This window comes from Pontibacter sp. LHS1 (genome assembly GCF_058932855.1).
The window spans coordinates 114003-135617 of the sequence record NZ_JBZYWF010000001.1 but is presented as its reverse complement, the minus strand read 5'-3'; the positions used below and the strand labels follow the sequence as shown (position 1 = coordinate 135617).

The window sequence follows — 21615 nt, the reverse complement described above, 5'->3', positions numbered from 1 at the left end:
TTTTTTTGATATCAGTCCCGCAAGCCTTTAAGAGCCAAAACTTTGCCATAATCTTATAGCATGAACAACTAAATATAATTTATGTTTTTAGACTTATCTAAAATAAAGTATCTATACATCTAAACTTTTATTTAAGTTTGTCTCGTATTATGCATGATAAGCTTTAATAATGAAAATGAAGTACCTATACCTGCTTTGTGTGTTTTTGACAGTTCCGTATCTGGTTGATGCACAAACCGGAAAAATTAAAGGACAGGCACTGGCGGGAGGCACTCCTGCTGCCTATGCCAGTATAGGCCTGACCGGGAGTAGCATTGGCACCACCGCTGATGAGCATGGAAACTTTGAGATAGGGCAGGTGCCGGCAGGTACACATCAACTTAGCGTTTCTGCTATCGGATACAGGTCGCAGGAACTGGCAGTGACGGTAAGTGCAGGCGAAGTGAGTACTGTAAAGGTAACCTTGCAGCCTCAGGATGCCCGTTTACGTGAAGTGGTGGTGTCAGGTACTATGCGAGAGACATACCTGCTGGAGTCGCCTGTGCCGGTAGAGATCTACACCCCCAAATATTTTCAGAAGAACCCGACCCCGGCTATTTTCGAAGCACTTGAAATTGTGAATGGGGTGCAGCCCCAGATCAACTGCAGTGTGTGCGGCACGGGCGACATCCACATCAACGGCATGGAAGGTGCCTATACCATGGTGCTGATCGACGGCATGCCGATCGTAAGTGCCCTGTCTACAGTCTATGGACTGAGTGGCATACCGAATAGTTTGATCGAGCGGGTGGAGGTGGTGAAGGGACCAGCTTCCACCTTGTATGGCTCAGAGGCTGTGGCAGGGCTCATCAACATCATCACCAAAAGTCCTGCAACGGCTCCACGTTTCTCTGCTGACCTGTTCTATACCTCCCACCGGGAGTTGAATGCTGACATTGGGTATAGCAAGCGCTGGAGCCGTGCCTCGACCATGCTGAGCACCAACTATTTCCGGTTTGCCGACCGGCGTGACGTGAACCAGGATAACTTTACAGATATCCCGCTGCAGCATCGCTTTTCCATCTTTAACAAATGGAGCCTGAATCGTCCGGAAAACCGGGTGGCTAACCTGGCGGCCCGCTACTACTATGAAGACCGCTTTGGTGGGGAGATGCAGTGGCAGCCTATGCACAGGGGCGGTGACCAGGTATACGGTGAGTCGGTCTACACGAGTCGCTATGAGATGCTGGGAAGCTACCAGCTACCAGTGCCTGAAAACCTACTGTTCAGCTTCTCTTACAACGATCACCAGCAGAATGCCGCTTACGGCGAGACTATTTACAAAGGACATCAGCGGGTTAGTTTCGGTCAACTGGTATGGGACCGCGACCTGGGTGCAAAGCAGAAGTTGCTGCTGGGAACCACCTACCGCTATACCTGGTACGATGACAACACACCTGCCACTGAGTCGGGAGAGGGGGAGTCTGCCCAGAACCGGCCAGACCGCATTTCGCTGCCAGGTGCTTTTGCACAGCACGAGTTCAAAGCCTCTGATAAATTCACAGTGCTCTCCGGCCTGCGCTACGACTACCACTCGGCACATGGTGGTATCTTTTCTCCGCGGCTTAGCATGCGGTGGGCTCCAAACGAAGATAATACCTTTCGTCTGAGTATGGGCAATGGTTATCGTGTGGTTAACCTGTTCACCGAAGACCACGCCGCCCTCACCGGTGCCCGTGAAGTTGTCATTCGGAATGAACTGAAGCCAGAGAAGTCCTATAACGTCAACCTGAACTACCAGCGCTACATCCCGCTTGGCAGAGGCTTTCTGAACCTGGAGGGAGCGGCGTTCTATACCTATTTCACGAACAAGATCATCGCTGATTTCCTGACCAATAACACGCAGATCATCTACGACAACCTGAGTGGGCATGCCATTTCCAAAGGTATAGCATTGAATACGGAACTGGCCTTTACCTTTCCGCTGCGTCTGCACACCGGTGTTACGCTGATGGATGTGTACCAGGTGCAGGACACAGGTGAGGAGCAGCAAGAGCGCGTTCCGCAATTGCACGCACCCCGGTTCTCGGGTACCTTCACCGCATCGTATCAGTTCAGGCAGTTCGGCCTTACGTTGGACTACACGGGCAGTGTGAAAGGCCCGATGTACCTGCCGGTTCAGGAGAATGATTTCAGACCGGAGAAGTCGCCTTTGTTCAGTCTGCAAAACCTGCAAGCAACTAAGACGATAGGAGAGGGGCTGGAGCTATACGGCGGGGTTAAGAACCTGCTGAACTTCATGCCCAAGCACCCGCTCATGCGCCCTTTTGATCCATTTGATCGGCAGGTAGACGTGGACAACCCTTATGGCTACAGCTTCGATACGGAATACAACTATGCCCCGATGCAAGGTCGTCGGTTTTTCCTGGGTGTTCGCTATACCTTGCCGCAATGAGCTATAAGCTTGAGTGCTTGTGGGATAAGGTATAGGATGCGATAGTAAAGCGCATCCTGTGTTAAAAAAATATCTTTGTCAGCGCCTGACTGTTGCAATTCTCAATTATGCAGTATACTTTTGCAAACCTAATCAGCTGCGCACGTGGTGAAACTGGTAGACACGCCATCTTGAGGGGGTGGTGCCTTCGGGTGTGGGAGTTCGAATCTCCCCGCGCGCACTCTAAAAGCTCTGTTCTTAACTGAATGGAGCTTTTTTTATGTCTACACCTTTCGCTCAAACGGATTTTCCGGCTTTACCAGTATCACCTGTTCACGCTCCACCACCACGGCACCGGCGGGGGCACCTTTCGGTTTGCGTACCCATTTCTTCGGGGTATAAAGTACCGGGCAGAGTGAATCGCTCTTGCGTTTGCTATAATAGGCGGCTAGTTGGGCAGCTTTCTCAAGCACGGAGGTTGGTATAGTTTTGCCTGCCTGGTGCTTGATCACCACATGCGAGCCTGACACATCTTTGGCGTGCAGCCAGATGTCTTCTTTATAGGTATGGCGCTGCGTGAGCAGGTCGTTGTTCTGAGCGCTCTTGCCGACGAGTATCTTAAAGCCTTCGGTTTCAAAGAGACGGAAAGGTGCTTCCTGCTGGGCCTGCTGTTTGGTGGTGAGCAGGTGGGCGTGCTCTTTCAGGTATAGCTTGAGCGCCTTGTAGTTTTTCACTTCCTCCAGCGACTGCAGCGCGTCTTCCAGCACAATGGCTTCTTCGAGCTTTCGCTCCTGCCGCTCCTCCAACTGACTTACCTCCACATGCTGTTTCTTGGCTTTGCGGTATAGTCGTTCAGCTTGCTTCTGGGGTGTTTCATTGGCCTTGAGTTTGAACTTACGTGTGCGGTCGGTATAGAAGTCGTAGAGCTCCACTTCAGTGGCACGGGGCGGAATATTGGTTAGATTGGCCATGATAATGTCGGCAATCTGAGAATAAGAGCGGCCATGGCGCAGCTCGTGCAGGCGGGCCTCCGTTTGCTCCAGTATTGCTTGTGTAGCGCGTTGCTTCTTGAGGAGTTGCAGCTGCGTCTGCTCAAAGAGGCGTTCGAAGCCTGTTTCGCTCAGATAACTGCGTGTAAAGCCGTTCAAGGCTTCCATCGGGTTGTCGTATACCTGCACCACTTCTCCCAGCTGGAGCAGTGATAGCCGTAGTTTTCCGTTCAGCCTGATCAGGTAATACGCCGCAGGTGCTTCGAGTAGCTCGAGCATGGTCTGCACCAGTTCCCATTTCTCTTCGGGTGCGCACTGGCTATACCCTTGCTGCTCCAGGTATAGGGCAGGCAGATCGCCAAAGGTCGGATATACCTTCTTGAGATTACCATCAGCCACGGCAAAAGCCTCGAAATTCTGGCGGATACGTCTGTCCATCTGCTGCGGATCCAGCTCCAGGTCGGCTCCAAACTTCTTATGAAACAGCTTAAGCGGTTCTTCGCCCTGAAACAGCACGATGTTGGAACGGTTGCCAAAGAGTTTGAACAGCAAGGTATAGCCATTGCGCAGCTTCAGGTAGAAGCTGCGTTCGTTCAGGTGCTGCACCACATCCTGCACGGTTTGCCCCAGAAGCTCTCCAAAAAGGTTGATCGTATTGGCCTTGGCCCGCTTAAACTCTGTCGGAAAAGAGAGCGATGAAAAGTGCGCCGTGAGTGAGGCGCGTATATATAACTCACGCTCCCCATCGGCAAAGCCAATCACCAGCTCGTCCTTGTTCTGACTGAAGCAAGTAGCCACTTCCATACCCACCAGCTGACTCCGCAGCTGCTCAGAAAGTTGCTTTAAAAAGTAATAGTTCTGGTGCATGATCTCTTAGGAAAAGGACATAAGATTAGTAGAGACTCGATCCGACGATAGATAATATCTTAAATATAACTATAGACCTTTCAAGTGTGATTCTACTTGCGTTTATGAAGTCTATTGTCTTTTATCAACCAATCTTTTGTCAGAGGATAAGGCTATACCTCAATCTGCAGACCGTCGTAGCCCAGTCGGATAAAGTCAGGGAGGGTGAGCTCCACTTCGCGGTGGAGGCCCAGCAGGTGGCTGATGTGAGTCAGGTAGGCACGCTCGGGCTGCAGGTCTTCGAGCAGATCGACGGCTTCCTGCAGCGAGAAGTGTGAAATGTGCGGCTCCTGGCGCAGGGCATTGAGCACGATCACTTTCGAGCCGCGTACCTTTTCCTTTTCGACTTCCGAGATGTAGTTGGCGTCAGTGATATAAGTAAAGTCACCAACCCGGTAACCCAGTACGGGCAGTTTGTAGTGCTTTACCCGGATAGGAATGAAAGGTATACCTTCAATCTCAAAAGGCTCCTCGGTAATAGGGTGCAACTCCACACGGGGTATGCCGGGGTACTGTATACCTGAAAAGATGTAGGCGAACTCCCGCTTGAGCTGCTCCAGCACACGTTCCTCACCGTAGAGCGGCATATCCTTGTGTTGAGAGAAATTGTAGGCGCGGATATCGTCGAGGCCGGCGGTGTGGTCTTTGTGCTCATGGGTGAATACCAGCGCATCGAGCGTACGAATGCGCTCGCGCAGCACCTGCTGGCGAAAATCGGGGCCGGAGTCAATGATGATACTCTTACCCCCGACCTGCAAATGTATTGAGACGCGCAGGCGCTTGTCACGGTAATCAACAGAACGACACACTTCGCAGGAGCAACCGATTACCGGTACGCCCTGCGAAGTGCCCGTGCCTAAAAGCGTTACTTTCAATTGGTTCTTTCCTGGTTGCGGATATCCTGGTAAAGCAGTCGGTTCTTCTCGCTCAGCAGGTTTTCATCCACTGTAATGGTTCTCAGAATGTCGTACAGGCAATTGATCTTTCCTTCAAGGCTGAAGTACTTATTCACGACAGCTACCTTCATGTCTTTGAGCACACAGTAGCCTGCTTTAAAATTCCCCTTCTCGTAGCGCAGTACAAAATCCGACTCCGCAAAAATATCCTCCAGCTTATTTAAAAATGGCCGCGTGTACTTCAGTTCCATTTACAACTCTCCGGTGTGCTTCTTTACAGTCTGTACTAGCATGTCGAAATCAAGTGGCTTTGGCAGGTACTCATTGATGCCTACTTCCTTGAAATCTTCCATGGTATAGTTGTTGGCGTTGCCTGTTACCGCGATGATCGGAATGTTGGAGATCTGCTCATCTTTGTGCGCACGGATTTCCTTAGAGCATTCCATACCATTCTTGATCGGAATGTTAAGGTCCATCAGGATGGCGTCGATCTTATTATTTTCTACCTGCTTGATCACCTCACTACCGTTCTTGGCGGTCAGGATCTTGTAGTTCTGAAGCTCTAGGATTTTCTTAGTCAGGTTCAGGATCACAGAACTGTCTTCTGCGATCAGGATGGTCTTGTTTTCTGCCATGGGTTTAATAAACTATAAAATGATCTCTTTATAAGTTTTGCGGTAGTTTTCGTATTGGGCCAGCAGCTTTGCAAAGTTATTTCCTACGTTATCGTACTGGTCATGTTTTATGTCATGTTCCAGGATTTTGGCTAGCTCGGCCACCTGGTTTATACCAAGTGTAAAGCCGGTTCCCTTTAGCTGATGCAATGTACTTAAAATACTTTTGTATTGTTGTGCCTCCAGCTCTTTTTTGGCCTCTTCGAGCAATTCACCAGCTTCCTGTTCAAATTCCACATATAATTGACGTGCAAATTCGGCCCCTCCAATCTCTTTGAGCTGCTCTGTTATGGCCAGGTCGATCACAGGTATGGCATCGGCCTCCGAATCATTGTCTATGGCAGCGGTCAGTCCACCGGCTTTGTCGCGCTTCCAGTTCAGCTCGTGCCACCTCATGATCACTTTGTACAGGTCTGAACTCTTCACCGGCTTGGAAATGTAGTCGTCCATGCCCTGGCTCATAAACTTCTCGGCGTCTTCGCGCATCGAGTAGGCAGTCATGGCCACTACCGGAGGACTGGCATCGCCCAGTTTTTCTTTGATAATGGTAGTTGCCGTCACACCGTCCATTTCGGGCATCTGAATGTCCATGAACACCATGTCGTAGCCGTTGTTAAGCGCCCTGTCGATGGCTTCGTAGCCGTTGGAGGCAACGTCGGTGCGGCAGCCCAGTCGCTCCAGCAACTTAAAGGCTACTTTCTGGTTGATCTGGTTGTCATCTACCAGCAGCACATAAGGCGTGAAGTCCAGCACCTCGGCTTCGGCATTTTGCAGATGCATGCGCTGTAGCTGTGCTTCCACCTCTTCGCTGTTGGCTTTCTTCACTTTTATCGTGAACCAGAAGGTACTGCCGTCATTCGGTTTCGACTCCACCCCAATATCACCACCAAGCAGGTGTGTGAGCTGCTTCGAGATGGCCAGACCAAGGCCTGTGCCGCCAAAGGTTTTGGTAGACGAGTTGTCAAGCTGGGTGAAGTCTGTGAAGAGCAGTTTCTGGTCTTCGTCGGTTATACCTATACCGGAGTCTTTTACCCGCACTTTCAGGACGTACTCCTGGCCCTTTTTCAGTGGTTCGGCATCTACGTGTATGCTTACCTCACCCTCGTTCGTGAATTTAATGGCGTTGGAGGTCAGGTTGGAAAGCACCTGCAGGAAGCGCGTTTCGTCGGTGAGCACATAGCGTGGTGTCTCCGGCGTAATCGTATAAGTAAAGTGCAGGTCTTTTTGCTGGGCCCGGTTCGCGAAGAGCGAGTGAATCTTGTTGAGCGTGTCGTGTAGATCCATGCCGCTCTCGTGCAGCACTAATTTGCCCGCCTGCATCTTCGACAGATCAAGGATGTCGTTCAGGATCGCCAGCAGGGCGTCCGAAGACTTGCGCAGCGTATCGATATACTCTTTCTGCTCCTCGTCGTTGACAATCTGGCTCAGCAGGTCGATCATACCGATGATGCCGTTCATCGGTGTGCGCAGCTCGTGACTCATGTTGGCCAGGAACTGTGTTTTCACCTTCAGCAAGTTCTCTGCTTCTTCTTTGGCTTTGAGCAGCGCTACCTGCGTGCGCTTCAGTTCGGATACATCGCGCAGCACACCTTCCATACCGGCAGGTTGTCCTTGCTGGTCGTAGGTGAGGCGTGCATCGAGCAGTACGGTTTTGGTGGTACCGTCCTTGCAGATCATCTCTACCTCAAAGTCACGTATGCTTTCCTGCTTCAGTACCCGCTCTTTTATCAGCGCCCGATCCGCTACGTTAGCATACAACTGCTCAGATGAGATGCGCTGTACTTCCTCTTCTTTGTAGCCCAGCAAATTATAGATAGAAGGGCTGACCAGCTCAAACGCGCCACTCATGGTCGTGCGGTAGTACACGTCCTGGAAGGACTCGAATATACTACGGAACTTCACCTCACTCTGGGCCAGTGCCAGTTGCGAGCGCTTCTTGTCTGTGATGTCAAGGGCTATACCTGATATCTCCTCAAAGCTTCCGTCCTCCAGGTAGATCGGGTTCAGGTATACCTCCCGCCAGCTTTCCGGATTGTGCAGGTGCACTTCAAAGTGCTGCGGTTGCCCGTTAAAGGCGAGCACATACTTCTCTTTCCAGAACTCGAAAGAGTTCTCGTGGAAGTTCACCACATTGTTATCGTTGAGCCTGGTGTAAAGCTCCAGTTCCTGCCCGCTTCGGTTAAAGAAGGCCGTAGCAAAGTTCTGGTTGAAAGAGGTGAGCTCAAACTCACGATTGAGCGACCACATGTGATGCGAGCCCGATTCAAAGATAGCGTTTAGGCGGGCGTTCTGGTTGTTGATCTGTTCTTCGTTGCGCTTACGCTCAATAGCAAGTGCCACCTGATTTGAGATAAAGTGCAGAATCTCGATGTCGGTATGTACATAGGCATTCGGGTCCTGGTAGTCCTGCAGCGTGATCACCCCGATAATGCGATCGCCGATGGCGAGAGGGGAACAAAGGATTACTTCAGGTATAGCGCCATGTATGGTGATGTCCTGTTCCCTGGCCAGGTCCAGCAATTCCGACTTCTGCATGTAAAGCGGCTTTCCTGTATCGATGATATACTCTGACAGACCGTGTGAAAACTGCCGGCGCATTTGCGTCTTGGACGATTTGTCCACGAACTGATCGACCAGATAGGCGAAGTGCAGGTGGCGGTGCTCGTTATCGCAGAGGGCAATGTAGATGTTGCGCGTCTCAATGATCTTACTCAGTTCGCGGTGAATGGCCGAGTAGAGTGAGTTAAGGTCCTTGCTGCTGATCGCCAGGTTCGCAATACTATAATATACCTTCTGCAGGCGCTCTGCTTTGATGCGGTCGGTGATGTCGTGCAGGATGGCGCGCGTTGCCACCGGACGACCGTCCTGCCAGCTGCAGGTGATGGAACCGATCAGGTGTACGGGCTTACCGGCCTTTGTCAGGAACACGGTTTCCATCTTGTTCACATTCTCGCCCTTGTACAGGTTGCGCAGCTGGTAAATGAGCTTGGCCTTGTAATAAGGGTGCACGATGTCATTGAGCGTGAGTGACTCAATGTCATGATCGGTATAGCCCAGTCGATCTTTCCAGGCTTTGTTCACGAAGATGAACTTGTTGTCTACCGAGATATTCTGGATCAGGTCGTGCGCATTGTCGAAGAGGTCCTGCAGACGGATCTTGTTGTCCTTCAGGGCTTCCATGGCGATACGCTTATCGGTCATGTCCTTGCCCACGCTGGTCAGGCCTATCAGTTCTCCTTCCGGGCCGTACTCAAACATGCAGTTCCAGCGCACCGTCTTTACCTGTCCCGACTTGGTGATCAGGTCGCGCTCATAGTATGAGTTCAGCTGCCTTGATTCGATGGATCGCTTAAAGTCAGCAAAGCGAGACTCCCGATCGGCTTCCGGCACCAGTAGATCATAGAAATTCTGTCCGATGAGCTCTTCGCGGGAATACTCCACATAAGTCAGGAAGTAATCGTTGGCGTAGGCGATATTGCCGTTTTTGTCGAGGCTGTAGTAGATCAGGTTTACTTTCTCCAGGAAGCTGCGGAAATGAGCCATCGACTCGCGGGCGATTTCCTCGCGGCGCTTGGAGTTCTGCACCTGCTTTCGTTGGGTGATATCGCGCTTAAACACCAGAATGTGGTAAGCACCGTCGATCATTACCCGGTTAAGGTTAAGCTCCGTGTCCATGGTGGTGCCATCTTTGCGGATGTTCTTCCAGTCTACGGTTATCGGCTTCCCAGTCGCCATCAGCTGCTCGGTCAACATAGCCGTTTTCTCCGTTGACCGCATGCCATCGGGCTGATACTCCGGTGAATAGTCATTAGGGGATTTGCCTACAAGCTCTTCACGGGTACAGCGGAAATACTCCAGTGCCTTCTCGTTGCAGTCGACTACAATGCCGTCCCGGAAAAGCAGGATGGCGTCATAGGTAGACTCGAACATGATCTTATACTTATCCTCGGTATGGGAGAGCTTGAGCTGCAGATCGTGCTTGGCGATGTAGTTGCCGATGGCGCCCCCGATAAAGTCGAGCAGCGACATAAACGACTGTGTGATTTTGGCATCATGCCCCGGCCAAACCAGCAGGAGAGCCGTTAGCCCGGCCTCTGAGCTTACTGGCAGCACGGTCAGGTGCTGGCCCAGCAAATCCTCTAATTGCTGAATCGTATCCTGCAGCGCTTTGCGGCGGTCAGGTTTGGCAAGCTGCTCAGCCTGCGCCACCGGCAATGGAATAGAGGTCGGGAGGTAGCCGGATGGCGTCTCGCCTGTGTTATAGGAAAGTAGCACTTTGCCAGCTGCAGCATCGTAGGTATAGACGGCACCGCCGATGACATCGGTCTTGTCCAGCAATTCGTTCAAAGTATAGCGCAGCACATCTTCGCGGCTCTCGGAGCCCGACAGATTCGTAATCAGGTGGTTGACGAATTCGAGCTGGTGATTACGGAAGCGCACGTTGCGTTCAGCACCAACCGCCTCATACAGGTTCTTGGCAGAGCCGAAGATGACGGTCTGGCCATTGAAACTGCCCTTTTTCAGCGAAATCTCCACTGGCATCAGTTCCTGCTCTGTTTCACGAAGCCACCACTCAAAGCGCTGTGGTTCACCCTTCAGGGTGGTCTGTAACTGGTTGCGCAGGGCAACCCGCTCAAACAGGTTGAGCTCAAATTGCTTGAAAAGAGACTTCCCGATGATATCTTCTTTCTTTAACTGCACCAGGTCCGAAGCACTCTGGTTGATGTCGATGAAAATACCATCGCGATCGAGGACAAACAGAGGCTCCGCGCTGTCGTCAAACAGGTTGTGGTAGCTTGCGTCATCGGCTTCTGCGGCTATACTCTCCGGGATGTCAAAGCACAGGAAAGTCTGCCCCTGAAACTGCAGTTGCTGACAATGGTAGTTGCTTAGGTTGCCCTGACGGTCTTGTATTTTGCCTGTCGCTTTATCTTTTTGAGCCAGTGAAACCTTAAAGGCGGCAAAATCATCTTCATCAGCCAGGCCAACCAGCGGACGTATAGCTATACCCTGCTCCACAGGGAGTATGGTTTCGGCTTTCGGGTTGGCAGCAAGCAGCTCCCCTGCAGCGGAAGCAACAAGCAGGGCATGGTCAGCAGGATATAGCTGACCAAGCACCTGAAGCAGGTTCTCAGCAAGCATTGTCAGGCTTTCAGTTGTTTGTTGGCTAGGTATCAGTGGCATCAGGTGTAGTTCCGTTGTCGTTTAAACCCATAAATTAGTAAAAAAACAAAAGCAATGGCACTTTTGCTTCCTGAATAACAAGAAAGGGAGTTAATTTGTGGCATAATCACGAAGTATATTGTCTGTCCCGCCCATGTCTGCAACGCCATTCTCCCGTTTTCTGATCGTAGTTGTTGGTCCTACTGCCGTGGGCAAAACCGACCTCTGCGTGCGCCTGGCGCAGCATTTCGGCACCGAGATCATTTCAGCTGACTCCCGCCAGTTCTACCAGGAGATGTCGATTGGCACGGCCAAACCCACACCGGAGGAGCAGCAAGGTATACGGCATCATTTTGTGGATTCGCACCCGATTACGGAGACCTACAATGCGGGCGCTTATGAGCAGGATGTGCTGGCCCTGGCCGGGCAGTTGTTTCAGCAGCACGAGGTCGTGATCCTGACAGGTGGCTCGGGGCTGTACGTGCGGGCGGTGACCGATGGGATGGACGAGATGCCTGAGGTAGATCCTGCCGTACGCGAAAGCCTGACCTACCGCTACCAGCAGGAGGGGCTACAGCCACTGTTGGAGCAGTTGCGGGAGCTTGACCCCATGTATTATGAGCGGGTAGATAAGGCTAATCCGCAGCGTGTTATACGCGCGCTGGAGGTATGCCTGTCAAGCGGGCAGCCTTACTCGGCTTTCCGGAAAGCCGGTACCCGGGAGCGCCCTTTTCATATCATCAAGCTCGGGCTGAACCGCGACCGGCAGGAGCTGTACGAGCGCATCGACCGCCGCATGGACCTGATGCTGGAGCAGGGACTGCTGAAAGAAGCCAAAAGCTTATACCCATACCGTGCGCACAATGCCCTGCAAACAGTGGGCTACAAAGAGATATTTGATTACCTGGAGGGACAGTATGACTGGGAGGAAGCGGTGCGCCTGCTCAAACGCAACAGCCGACGCTACGCCAAGCGACAACTCACCTGGTTTCACAAACATGCCGACTATACCTGGTTTCATCCGGGGCAGTGGGAGGAGATACTACGTTTTATCAGGCAGCAGATGCAGGAAGCAGCACAAGGAAAGGTATAGAAACAGCGCAGCCGGCTATAACAATAGCCGGCTGCGCTGTTTTCAGGTATGGCCTGGTTATACCGATAGTATATCCACCATTTTGGTGAAGTTCGGGTTAATCAGTTTCTGCTTGGTGATCGTCTCGATGAAAGGCGTGTATACCAGTTCGCGGTTGATGATACCGGCCATTTCGTTGGTGCGCCCAGCCATCAGGCCTTCCACGCAGGCAATACCAAGTTGGCTGGCCAGCATACGGTCGGCCGCAGTGGGCGCCCCGCCGCGTTGCACGTGGCCCAGTATCGTTACGCGGGCATCCATGTTCGGTATCTGCTGCGATACCTTTGCGGCAATCTCGGTGGCGCTGCCTTCTTCGTCGCCCTCTGCCACAATCACGATAAAGGAAGTCTTAGACCGGCTCCAGCCAGCTCTCAACTGCTCTATCACAAAATCAATGGACGTATCGGTTTCCGGGATCATCACGATCTCGGCGCCGCCGCCAATAGCGCAAGGTATAGCAATGTAGCCTGAGTCGCGGCCCATCACCTCCACAAAAAACACGCGCTCGTGGCTGTCGGCCGTGTCGCGTATCTTGTCGATGGCGTCAAGGGCTGTGTTAACGGCCGTATCGTAGCCAATGGTATAGTCTGTGCCATACAGGTCGTTGTCGATGGTGCCCGGTGCCCCAATGGTCGGGATGCCGTACTCCTCGTAAAAGATGTTGGCCCCGGTAAAGGTGCCGTCGCCACCGATAGCCACCAGCCCCTCAATGCCGTGGGCCTTGAGCTGTTCGTAAGCTGCCTGTCTGCCCTCCTTTGTCAGAAACTCTTTGCTTCGAGCTGACTTAAGTATGGTGCCGCCTTTCTGTATAATATTGCTCACAGTGATCGACTCCATCTTAAAGATGTCGCCTTTGATCATTCCGTTGTATCCTCTTCTGATACCGTAAACTTCCAATCCGTAATAAACGGCTGTCCGTACGATCGCCCGGATACATGCATTCATGCCCGGCGCGTCGCCTCCTGATGTAAATACTCCAATCCTCTTCATAAAGAGTTGCTTTTTAATGGGTTCCCTGTCGAGGCCCGGTTGCGGCCTCTTTCGATCGATCGCTACATTAGTAGCGTGTGCGATTTAATGAATCTGCAAGGTATACATTTGTTAATTTAAGTGGAAATAAAAAAAGAATACAAAAGCATAACTAATAAGATAGTAAAAACCGTATGTAAAAGCATCATCGCTTGCAGACTGCAGACAAGAAAAAAGCGTTTCTACTATAGGTGCTGCAAAAATAACTGCCAGGGTATAGCTATACCTAGTGCATTCGTTATTAATTTGTTATGAAATAGTAAACAAGTAAAAAAGGGAATTGTATGTTTAGTTTTTTTGAAAGCGAGGCAGAGAAAAAATTAAAGAGCCACATAACCAACCTCGGTGCTCTCGCCAAGGCGGATGGTCATGTGGATCCCACTGAGATGGATTTTATAATAGCCATCGGTGAGCGCCATGGCATGAAATCCAGCGAAGTGCGTGACCTGCTTTCGAACGTGCAATCCGTAAAACCCCAAATGCCCTCTAATGATACAGAGCGCTTCGACCAGATATACGACCTGGTGGAGATGATGCTGGCCGATGGCATAGTCGATGAAAGTGAAATGGAGTTCTGCGTCAACATGGCTGTTCGGCTCGGTTTTAAGAAATCTATCGTTGGGGTGCTGGTACGCAAAATCTCTATTGGGGTAAAAGACGGGCTCTCCCGCGAGGAGATACGGCAGGATGCGCAGGCCTTCCTGAATTACTAAAAGATGACCGCATGAAAAATCTTCGTGTGTGGAACGGGGCCATTCTGGGGGCTTATACCCTGGCACTGTTACTACTGGCTTACTTCTTTTTTGCCCACGAGCTACACCTCATTTCCTACGAGGCTACCTTACTTTCCGAAGACTTCATTCTACGTTTTTTTGCCTTCTGGTTCATCAGCTTTCTGCTGACAATCATGGTATACCTGCTCAACCTGAGCCTGAACTACCTCTGGCTGCCCCGTCCTGAAAAGGTAGTGGCCATGCAGGCAGGTAAACTGATTCTGGCTGTGGGGCTCTCTGCGGCCTTGTTTGCAGTAGTTATCGTGACGCTCAGCGGACTGCAGGAGTAGTTTTTACATAGGCCAGAACACAGGTACCAGCACCAGTATCACAATCACCAGCAGTAAGGTAAGTGGCGAGCCAATCCGGATAAAATCCCAGAAGCGGTACTTGCCCGGGCTGTAAACCAGGATACAGGCCGGCTCAAAAGGCGTGACCAACGATACCGAGGCCCCCAGCATGATGGCAATGGCAAAGGAACGTGGATCGGCTCCAAGCTCCATGGCGGCCCGCAAGGCCACTGGTATAACCACCAGCGCCGCCGCCGCATTGGACATGGGCTGTGTCAGCAGCACGGTCAGAATCACAAAGCCCGCCAATATACCTGTTCTGCCACCGATAGGCTCCATCACCTGCACAATGCCCTGCGCCAGAAATTCGGCTGCACCGGAATTTTCCATGGCGGCCCCGAAAGCCGTCATACCTCCTATCAGAATAAGCAGGCGCCAGTCGATGGCATTGTAGGCTTTCTCTGTACTGATCGCCCGTAGCAGGATACTCACGACAGCCGCAGACAGAAAAGCGATGGAGAGTGGGAGCACTTGCAGCGTACCGGCCAGTATAGCCAACGCAAAGCTGATGATCACGATAAGCCCCTTCTTCTTTTTGTATAGCACCGGCTCAAATTCGTCGAGCACGGCAATGTGGTTTGAGTTGCGGACTTGTTCGAAGCGCTCAGGCGCTCCCTGTACCAGCAGTACATCGGCCATGCGCAGCCTGATGCTGCCTATCTTGCTGCGCAGTGTTTCGCCATGCCGCGACACGGCCAGCACCACCAGGCCGAAGCGCCGTAAGAACTCCGACTCCTTAATGGTGCGGTTGATCAGGTTGGACTGTCGCGTGATCATGATCTCTGCCAGCCGGATGTTTTCCGTTTCGAGGTCTTTGGAGATGAGCGCATCGGCCATGATCTGCAGACCCTTGGTTTCCTTTACCTTCATCAGCGTATCAACATCTCCTTCAACCAGCAGAATGTCGTTGGCACGGATACGGGTACGGAAGTCGGGGAGGAAGTTCTCATTGGCGCGGATAACATTGAGCATGCGCAGGTTCAGCGTAGTCAGGTCAGAGGCGAAAACAAGCTGCCCGACGAGCGGCGAATCGGGTAGCACCACCACCTCGGTGACATACTTCTGCAGCTTGTACTCTTCGGCCAGTTCCTGGTCGACGTGGCTTGGTAGCATGCGCTGCCCCACGGTCATCATGTACACCATGCCCACCGCGAAAATGATGAAGCCTATACCTGAGATCTCAAACAGCCCGATCGGCTCCAGGCCTGCCTTGGCAATGTAGCCACTCACGGCTACGTTGGTGGAAGTGCCGATCAGCGTGCAGGTGCCCCCCAGGATGGCGGCATAAGCCAGCGGCATAAGTAGTTTGGAGGCACTCATGTTGATCCGCTTCGAAAGACCAATGAGTGGCGTGATGAACATAGCCGTGACAGTGGTGTTGTTCATGAAAGCCGAAACCACCCCTGTCACCAGCATTATGGTCAGCAGCATCAGGTTATTGCTTTGTTGGGCCAGCCGCACGAGCCGCACCACGGCAAAATCAAGGATACCGGTTTCTTCGAGGGCCGCACTGAGTATAAAGATAGAGGCGATGATGATGATGAAATCACTGCTGAAGCCGGCAAAGGCCTCTTCGGGGCTAATGATGCGCAAACCCGACAGGATGATCAGTATGAGCAGGGTAACCAGCTCAACAGACACCTTTTCGGTCGCGAACAGCACAACCGCTATCACCAGCAAGGTCAGTACAATGGCTATTTCCATAGAGGATAATTGGGAAGTCACACCGGATGTAAGGTGTAGCAACGGCTTTTACGTGACAAAGCCGCTCCTGATAGTCACTCAGAGGAAAATATTTACGACACCCTTTTGCCTATACCTGATCATGGCAGTCTGCTGGTATACCTGTCAGGTATGGAGCACTAAACCAATGCCTCGTCAATAGACCTCAGGATGATCTGGCAAGCCTCATGTATTTGCTCCTCAGTGATGGTAAGCGGCGGTGCAATGCGCATGGAGTTGTCACAGAACAGGAACCAATCGGTCAGCACACCATTCAAAATAGCCTGGTCGATGACTGCCTTGAGCACCTCAAACGATTCAAACTCTGCCGCCATCATCAGCCCCTGGTTGCGGATCTGTTTGATGCGCGGGTGCACGAGCAGCTGCTTGATCAGCTCTGCTTTCTGTGCGACCCCTTCCAGCAGGTTTTCTTCCTGAATGACCTGTAACGTGGCAAGGGAGGCAGCGCAGCTGACCGGATGCCCGCCAAAGGTAGAACAGTGTCCCAGGATCGGATCGGTCTTGAAAGCGGCCATGATTTCCTGCGGTGCGATGAAAGCACCGATCGGCATACCACCTCCCATCCCTTTGGCGCAGACCAGTATGTCCGGCTCTATGCCGAACTGCTCAAATGCCCAGAAGGTACCTGTTCTGCCGAAGCCGCATTGTATCTCATCGAGGATCAGTAGCGTGCCGGTCTGGTTGCAGCGCTCCCGTAATTGCTTCAGGTAATCCTGATCCGGCACCCTAACACCAGCCTCTCCCTGCACAGTTTCTATCAAAACTGCGGCGGTGCGCTTTGTTATATGTTCCAGGTCAGCGATGCTGTTGTAATGAATGTGGCGCACGTCAGGCAGGAGCGGGCGGAAAGCATTTTTAAAGCTTTCGCTGCCGTTCATCGAAAGCGCACCCTGTGTAGAGCCGTGGTAGGCGTTGTAGCAGGAGATCAGCTCGGTGCGGCCTGTGTAGCGTTTGGCGAGTTTCAGGGCACCTTCCACAGCCTCTGCCCCGGAGTTGAGCAGGTAGGTGTTGTTGAGTCGGTCAGGTAGTATGCCGCTCAGGGCATGGGCCAGCTGTACCTGCGGTGCCTGCACAAACTCCCCGTACACCATCAGGTGCATGTAGCGGTCGAGCTGGTCGTGTATGGCCCGCAGCACCTTTGGGTGCCGGTGCCCCACGTTGCTCACGCCTATACCTGAAATAAGGTCAATGTAGCGATGGCCTTCGCTGCCATACATGTAAATCCCCTCTGCCTTCTCCACTTCGATCATCAGTGGAAAGTCACTTGTCTGTGCCTGGTGCTGCAAAAACAGCTGTCTCAATGATACCATGCCGCAAAGGTAGGCAATTTTGGAAGCTATCGCAGCATGGCACTCATACCTCCGTCCACTATCGTGGTCTGGCCTGTGATGTAACTCGCGGCGTCTGAGCAGAGCCAGAGTATGGCGGCGGCTGCTTCCTGCGGGTCTGCAATTCTTTTTTGAGGAATATACGAAAGGTACATCTGCTCAATTTCCGGCAATTTGGATTGGTCCCCGTTTACCTGCGACTCAAATGCCTTTTGCAGCATGGGTGTGCGGTGGGCACCGGGGGCGAGCACGTTGATCCGGATATTAGCCGTTGCCACTTCCTGAGCGGCCGATTTTGCCAGTGCAATGATTGCTGCCTTGGCTGCTGAGTAAAGTGAACCCATGGCAGCACCTCCCAGTCCGTTGACACTGGCCACGTTGACAATGGCCCCTCCCGAGGGTTTTTGTTCGAGCATCAGCTTTATTTCCTGCTTCATGCAAAGCCATACGCCGCGTAAGTTGGCCCCCATGGCATCCTCGTATTCATGTGGTTCAAACTCATGCAGAGGCTTGCCTATACCTGACTCCTGGGCTGCATTATTCACGGCTATGTCCAGGCGGCCGAACCTGTTTTGTATTTCGTGAAAGAGCGCGAAGATTGTGTCGTTATTGCTGTTGTCGGTCTGAATGTAAATGGGCTGAAGCGTGGACGAAGGGAGCGCAGCCAGTGCCGTGTCCCCACGTTCTTTATCGCGGCCTGTCACAATAACCTGTGCACCCGACTTCACCAGCAGCTGGGCGGTGGCCAGTCCTATACCTGATGTGCCGCCCGTCACAAGCGCCACCTTGTCCTGAAAGTTATACTGTACCTGTTCCATAGCTTATTTTTTCTCTATCATAACGGGAAATAGGCTCAATCGCTGCAATAATTTGTAGCAGGTTCGGAAATATGGACGCTCTCGGGTTTGCCTGCTTTACCTCTTCTGGTCATTCATACTTTTCTGCCTTGCGTATAAAATGAGAGGCTGGTAAAAAGGCCGGCTTCAGATGTTGAACTTTAAAAAGGAGGATCAAATGCCACAAGGAGATAAATCGTCTTACACAGACAAGCAGAAACGCAAAGCAGAGCATATCGAAGAAAGCTATGAAAAGAAAGGCGTGAGCCAAGAGGAAGCTGAGAAGCGAGCCTGGGCTACTGTAAACAAACAGGACGGAGGCGGTAAGAAAAGCGGCTCTGGAAGAGGCAAGTAATTAATTCGAATTTAAAAGGTATAGAAGAAAGGCCGGAAGCGTTTGCTCCCGGCCTTTCCCGTCTATGGGTAATTGTTGGTATGTGCATGCGGATCATCCTCCTCCAGGGTGGCTGGCACGGTAGGCGGTATACCTTGCAACGGCCTGTTGTGCGAGAAAGGCCGCTCTCTCATAGCGGGTGATGTTTGCTTCCCGCTGCTAGTCTTGTTATTCCGGCGGGAGTATGCTACCAGCGCTACACCTGCCAGGGCTACAAGACCAGTGGCGGCCAGCACTTTTGGGATGGTGTTGTCCGGAGCGGGCGGCACAGACAGTACCCCTTGCTCATCGGCAATAGCGGGCTCGTGTACGTAGCGGCCATGCCCAGGTACAGCCACAGACCAGAAGTCTTTTACCAGGTTTTCGAGCTGTTGTGAAAGCTGCGCCCCCTCCATAGGCAAACCATGCCCTGTGGCAGCCACACTTGGATTTAGCTCCATGAGCTTTTCTACGGAATGATGCGCCGCACCCCAGTCGGAGGTATAGTATTTCGGTGGCCCATGCACTTCACGTTTCTGCGTCATCACAGCCAGCATCGACTCGCCGTGCCGCGTTATAAAAGCATCGCCTGCCAGCAGCACGCGGTCACTTTCGCGGAAGAAGGAAACATGCCCGGCTGTGTGCCCCGGCGTGTGGATCCAGCGCCAGTCCGGAAGCCCGGGTACGGAGCCGTCGGTTGGCAGTAACTCAAGGTTCTCGTGGATGTCTATCGGCTTTTTGGGGTACAAGAACGACATGTAAGCCATACCGCCACCGCCTACACTTGGGTCTGGTGGTGGATAAGACGACTTGCCATTCAGGTAGGGCATTTCGAGCGGATGGGCATAGACCGGCACATCCCAGTCGTGTGCCAGCTCCTTAAGAGCCCCAATATGATCGAAGTGGCCGTGCGTGAGCAGAATGGCTTTGGGGCGCTCCCCCCCAAACAGTTCATCAACCACATTCCTGATCTTCGGGGCAGCACCGTACACGCCGGCATCTACCAATACCCAGGAACCATCCGGGGAGGTGACAAAGAAGAGGTTGACAAAGACGGTCTTAAGTCCCCAAACTCCCGGAGCAACCGGAAAGGCCTCTTTGCTTTCGTGTGTTGAGGTACGATAAGTAGTTTCCATAGGCATGCACCATTTTTTATTTGTGAAATGATATTACGGGCGGAATACTATAGTACGGCTGCTATCGTAATTGGCTACAGTAAACACGCAGATTAGGCCTTTGCTTGGTTAACTGCCACAATTGACGTGTCAGTAAGTTGCTTTTGCTGACAATATGGTGGCAGAAAAGAACTTAGTGCTGATGCAGGTGCCATGCCAAACAAAGGCACACTTTTTGTGTTTAATTCTATGCAGGCCTTCACTAAATTTAATGTGGGCAATGTTTCCTGATTGGCAGGAATTATTTATCTTTCTGAAAACGTTACATACACATGGTAAATTTATTTGTTCCCCCAAGCTATATGGCTGTCTACGCGAAGTGTGTGGATGCGTCGATGCCGGCCTTCGAACCGGAAGAATGGATCGAGGAAGGGAGAGTGTATCCTGTGAAGCACTTTACTGAGCCCCTCAACCAGGGTGACGGCTTTGCCGTGACGATCATGGATGAGGACGGTGTCGAGATTCATCCTTCTTCTTCGCACTGGAGCTTTGCCTCCACCAGGTTTGAGTTATACACGCTACATTTGAATTAATATCAAAACCGCTGATATTTTCGTTAACCAAAAGGCTGCCCCGGCAGCCTTTTTTCATTGCCAAAGGTATGGAGTAGATTTATGTTGAATATTACTGAGTTTAATTCGCTCTCGCCCCGGGAGCAGGCCGCGTTGGTGTTGGAGCAAGGGCGATACCTGCATCACATCATCCGCGGATGGTGCAAAATTGACTTGTACTGGTTTCATAATTACTATGTGGAGGTGTGGTTCCTATATGATCTCAAAACCATCGGGCTGGTGCGCGCCCTCACTAACAAGGCCTCCCTGGATCCTTACCTGGAAACGATTAAGCTAAGAGTGAAGACCTGATAACAGGTATAGCAGCAAGAGCTAAGGGTGTAGGTATGCTATGCTTGTACAGCTGACCTGGCTGCTGTGGGGCAGGTATAGCGGCCGAATAAAAGCTGAAAGGAGAGGGGTTCGCCGGAATTTGATACTTTTGCAGGTATACGCTAAAATACAGACAAATGAAAAAAGCCTTACCAAAGAAAGATATTCTGTTAATTAGTACCTCAACCACCCACGGCACTGGCTACCTGGAGCACTGCCAGAATGAGATAAAAGAACTGCTGGGCGACCGCAAGAGCATCCTGTTTATACCTTATGCCCGCCCGGGCGGTGTCTCTCATACCGACTATACCGCCAAAGCACGCGAAGCATTTGAAGCCATGGGCATCAAATTAAGTGGTGTGCATGAGTCCGAGAGCGCGGTTGCAGCTCTGGAGCAGGCAGAGGCCGTTTTTATAGGGGGAGGCAATACTTTTCTGTTGCTGCGCCAGCTCTACGCCAATAAATTGATTGAGCCATTGCAGAAGCGGGTAGAGCAAGGCATGCCCTACATGGGCACCAGCGCCGGCACTAACGTAGCAGGCAAAACAATCGGTACTACCAACGACATGCCGATCGTGTTCCCGAAGTCATTTGATGCGCTGCAACTTGTACCATTCAACATCAATCCGCACTACCTGGATCCGCTGCCTGATTCGACGCACATGGGCGAGACCCGCGAAACCCGTATTCAGGAGTTTCATGTGCACAACCGTCAGCCCGTGGTGGGTTTGCGGGAAGGCAGTATGCTGCGTATAAAAGGGGAGAAAATTAGCCTGCTGGGGCCACACCCGGCGCGCATCTTCCTGCAGGGGAAGCCAGCGATGGAGTTTAAGCCGGCCGATGATATCAACTTTCTGCTGGAGGCATACTAAACTTAATCCCTGTAAAAATGCAAAGCCCCTGCCATGTCATTAGCAGGGGCTTTTGCTTAAAAAAAACAAGGCAAAATGC

The 21615-nt window shown here is 51.9% G+C and carries 18 protein-coding genes and 1 tRNA gene; 9 read left to right on the top strand and 10 right to left on the bottom strand.

All coding sequences use genetic code 11. The annotated features are described in order from the left end of the window. Nucleotides 1-175 precede the first annotated feature (175 nt). Both AC5FXQ_RS00575 and AC5FXQ_RS00570 read left to right on the top strand, forming a co-directional pair. Nucleotides 176-2434: a TonB-dependent receptor gene (locus AC5FXQ_RS00575; protein ID WP_493601261.1), complete on the top strand. Its 2259-nt coding sequence runs from the start codon at nt 176-178 to the stop codon at nt 2432-2434. A gap of 138 nt (nt 2435-2572) precedes the next feature. Then, nucleotides 2573-2654: transfer RNA gene (locus tag AC5FXQ_RS00570), tRNA-Leu, on the top strand. Between the two features lie 43 nt (nt 2655-2697). Here the strand turns inward: AC5FXQ_RS00570 and AC5FXQ_RS00565 are convergent. The 5 genes from AC5FXQ_RS00565 to AC5FXQ_RS00545 all read right to left on the bottom strand — a co-directional run bounded on the left by AC5FXQ_RS00565 (nt 2698) and on the right by AC5FXQ_RS00545 (nt 11062). After that, nucleotides 2698-4269: an NFACT RNA binding domain-containing protein gene (locus tag AC5FXQ_RS00565; RefSeq protein ID WP_493600563.1), complete on the bottom strand. Its 1572-nt coding sequence runs from the start codon at nt 4267-4269 to the stop codon at nt 2698-2700. Nucleotides 4270-4421: 152 nt separating this feature from the next. Continuing rightward, nucleotides 4422-5183: an MBL fold metallo-hydrolase gene (locus tag AC5FXQ_RS00560; RefSeq protein ID WP_493600562.1), complete on the bottom strand. Its 762-nt coding sequence runs from the start codon at nt 5181-5183 to the stop codon at nt 4422-4424. Then, entirely contained in the window at nt 5180-5455 is a 276-nt protein-coding gene (locus AC5FXQ_RS00555; protein ID WP_493600561.1) for a hypothetical protein, read from the bottom strand. The genes AC5FXQ_RS00560 and AC5FXQ_RS00555 overlap by 4 nt, the downstream gene beginning before the upstream one ends. Further along, on the bottom strand, nt 5456-5839 hold the full coding sequence (locus AC5FXQ_RS00550; protein WP_303413475.1) for a response regulator: 384 nt from the start codon (nt 5837-5839) through the stop codon (nt 5456-5458). It lies immediately after the preceding gene. 12 nt (nt 5840-5851) lie between these two features. Beyond that, nucleotides 5852-11062, bottom strand: a complete 5211-nt coding sequence (locus tag AC5FXQ_RS00545) for a PAS domain S-box protein (RefSeq protein ID WP_493600560.1) — start codon at nt 11060-11062, stop codon at nt 5852-5854. Between the two features lie 133 nt (nt 11063-11195). Between AC5FXQ_RS00545 and miaA the strand changes: the two genes are divergently transcribed. Then, nucleotides 11196-12134, top strand: a complete 939-nt coding sequence (gene miaA, locus AC5FXQ_RS00540) for a tRNA (adenosine(37)-N6)-dimethylallyltransferase MiaA (RefSeq protein WP_493600559.1) — start codon at nt 11196-11198, stop codon at nt 12132-12134. 57 nt (nt 12135-12191) lie between these two features. Here the strand turns inward: miaA and pfkA are convergent, their stop codons facing one another. Beyond that, complete coding sequence (gene pfkA / locus AC5FXQ_RS00535; RefSeq protein WP_493600558.1) at nt 12192-13163, bottom strand: 6-phosphofructokinase; 972 nt, start codon at nt 13161-13163, stop codon at nt 12192-12194. A gap of 323 nt (nt 13164-13486) precedes the next feature. On the opposite strand from pfkA, the gene AC5FXQ_RS00530 reads away from it, so the two are divergent. Together AC5FXQ_RS00530 and AC5FXQ_RS00525 are read left to right on the top strand one after the other, a co-directional pair. Next, entirely contained in the window at nt 13487-13915 is a 429-nt protein-coding gene (locus tag AC5FXQ_RS00530) for a tellurite resistance TerB family protein (RefSeq protein ID WP_493600557.1), read from the top strand. A gap of 11 nt (nt 13916-13926) precedes the next feature. Continuing rightward, nucleotides 13927-14265 (top strand): hypothetical protein, encoded by a 339-nt coding sequence (locus AC5FXQ_RS00525; RefSeq protein WP_493600556.1) that lies wholly within the window; start codon nt 13927-13929, stop codon nt 14263-14265. Nucleotides 14266-14268: 3 nt separating this feature from the next. Here the strand turns inward: AC5FXQ_RS00525 and AC5FXQ_RS00520 are convergent, their stop codons facing one another. From AC5FXQ_RS00520 to AC5FXQ_RS00510, 3 genes are all read right to left on the bottom strand, one after another. Then, the gene (locus tag AC5FXQ_RS00520) at nt 14269-16029 is read right to left on the bottom strand and encodes an SLC13 family permease (protein WP_493600555.1); all 1761 of its coding nucleotides are present in this window, start codon (nt 16027-16029) and stop codon (nt 14269-14271) included. A gap of 158 nt (nt 16030-16187) precedes the next feature. Continuing rightward, nucleotides 16188-17378, bottom strand: a complete 1191-nt coding sequence (locus AC5FXQ_RS00515; protein ID WP_493600554.1) for an aspartate aminotransferase family protein — start codon at nt 17376-17378, stop codon at nt 16188-16190. Nucleotides 17379-17404: 26 nt separating this feature from the next. Continuing rightward, complete coding sequence (locus AC5FXQ_RS00510) at nt 17405-18214, bottom strand: SDR family NAD(P)-dependent oxidoreductase (protein WP_493600553.1); 810 nt, start codon at nt 18212-18214, stop codon at nt 17405-17407. A 169-nt stretch (nt 18215-18383) separates the two neighbouring features. Here AC5FXQ_RS00510 and AC5FXQ_RS00505 point away from each other — a divergent pair, with 169 nt between their 5' ends. Next, complete coding sequence (locus AC5FXQ_RS00505; protein WP_493600552.1) at nt 18384-18587, top strand: hypothetical protein; 204 nt, start codon at nt 18384-18386, stop codon at nt 18585-18587. Nucleotides 18588-18649: 62 nt separating this feature from the next. On the opposite strand, the gene AC5FXQ_RS00500 is transcribed toward AC5FXQ_RS00505, so the two are convergent. Then, nucleotides 18650-19741: an MBL fold metallo-hydrolase gene (locus tag AC5FXQ_RS00500; protein WP_493600551.1), complete on the bottom strand. Its 1092-nt coding sequence runs from the start codon at nt 19739-19741 to the stop codon at nt 18650-18652. A gap of 374 nt (nt 19742-20115) precedes the next feature. Here AC5FXQ_RS00500 and AC5FXQ_RS00495 point away from each other — a divergent pair, with 374 nt between their 5' ends. The 3 genes from AC5FXQ_RS00495 (at nt 20116) to pepE (ending at nt 21536) form a co-directional block, all read left to right on the top strand. Then, nucleotides 20116-20313, top strand: coding sequence for a hypothetical protein (locus AC5FXQ_RS00495; protein WP_245869226.1), 198 nt, complete (start codon nt 20116-20118; stop codon nt 20311-20313). A gap of 81 nt (nt 20314-20394) precedes the next feature. Then, nucleotides 20395-20643: a hypothetical protein gene (locus tag AC5FXQ_RS00490; RefSeq protein WP_007658202.1), complete on the top strand. Its 249-nt coding sequence runs from the start codon at nt 20395-20397 to the stop codon at nt 20641-20643. A gap of 158 nt (nt 20644-20801) precedes the next feature. After that, nucleotides 20802-21536: a dipeptidase PepE gene (pepE, locus tag AC5FXQ_RS00485; RefSeq protein WP_493600550.1), complete on the top strand. Its 735-nt coding sequence runs from the start codon at nt 20802-20804 to the stop codon at nt 21534-21536. The last annotated feature ends 79 nt before the right edge of the window (nt 21537-21615 follow it).

What these genes read in the sequence shown, in the direction of transcription:
- AC5FXQ_RS00515 (WP_493600554.1), bottom strand. Translation starts at nt 17,378, where the DNA reads ATGGTATCATTGAGACAGCTGTTTTTGCAGCACCAGGCACAGACAAGT.
- AC5FXQ_RS00495 (WP_245869226.1), top strand. Translation starts at nt 20,116, where the DNA reads ATGCCGGCCTTCGAACCGGAAGAATGGATCGAGGAAGGGAGAGTGTAT.
- AC5FXQ_RS00550 (WP_303413475.1), bottom strand. Translation starts at nt 5,839, where the DNA reads ATGGCAGAAAACAAGACCATCCTGATCGCAGAAGACAGTTCTGTGATC.
- AC5FXQ_RS00505 (WP_493600552.1), top strand. Translation starts at nt 18,384, where the DNA reads ATGTTGAACTTTAAAAAGGAGGATCAAATGCCACAAGGAGATAAATCG.
- AC5FXQ_RS00510 (WP_493600553.1), bottom strand. Translation starts at nt 18,214, where the DNA reads ATGGAACAGGTACAGTATAACTTTCAGGACAAGGTGGCGCTTGTGACG.
- pepE (WP_493600550.1), top strand. Translation starts at nt 20,802, where the DNA reads ATGAAAAAAGCCTTACCAAAGAAAGATATTCTGTTAATTAGTACCTCA.
- AC5FXQ_RS00520 (WP_493600555.1), bottom strand. Translation starts at nt 16,029, where the DNA reads ATGGAAATAGCCATTGTACTGACCTTGCTGGTGATAGCGGTTGTGCTG.
- AC5FXQ_RS00565 (WP_493600563.1), bottom strand. Translation starts at nt 4,269, where the DNA reads ATGCACCAGAACTATTACTTTTTAAAGCAACTTTCTGAGCAGCTGCGG.
- AC5FXQ_RS00555 (WP_493600561.1), bottom strand. Translation starts at nt 5,455, where the DNA reads ATGGAACTGAAGTACACGCGGCCATTTTTAAATAAGCTGGAGGATATT.
- AC5FXQ_RS00500 (WP_493600551.1), bottom strand. Translation starts at nt 19,741, where the DNA reads ATGGAAACTACTTATCGTACCTCAACACACGAAAGCAAAGAGGCCTTT.
- pfkA (WP_493600558.1), bottom strand. Translation starts at nt 13,163, where the DNA reads ATGAAGAGGATTGGAGTATTTACATCAGGAGGCGACGCGCCGGGCATG.
- AC5FXQ_RS00490 (WP_007658202.1), top strand. Translation starts at nt 20,395, where the DNA reads ATGTTGAATATTACTGAGTTTAATTCGCTCTCGCCCCGGGAGCAGGCC.
- AC5FXQ_RS00575 (WP_493601261.1), top strand. Translation starts at nt 176, where the DNA reads ATGAAGTACCTATACCTGCTTTGTGTGTTTTTGACAGTTCCGTATCTG.
- AC5FXQ_RS00525 (WP_493600556.1), top strand. Translation starts at nt 13,927, where the DNA reads ATGAAAAATCTTCGTGTGTGGAACGGGGCCATTCTGGGGGCTTATACC.
- AC5FXQ_RS00545 (WP_493600560.1), bottom strand. Translation starts at nt 11,062, where the DNA reads ATGCCACTGATACCTAGCCAACAAACAACTGAAAGCCTGACAATGCTT.
- AC5FXQ_RS00530 (WP_493600557.1), top strand. Translation starts at nt 13,487, where the DNA reads ATGTTTAGTTTTTTTGAAAGCGAGGCAGAGAAAAAATTAAAGAGCCAC.
- miaA (WP_493600559.1), top strand. Translation starts at nt 11,196, where the DNA reads ATGTCTGCAACGCCATTCTCCCGTTTTCTGATCGTAGTTGTTGGTCCT.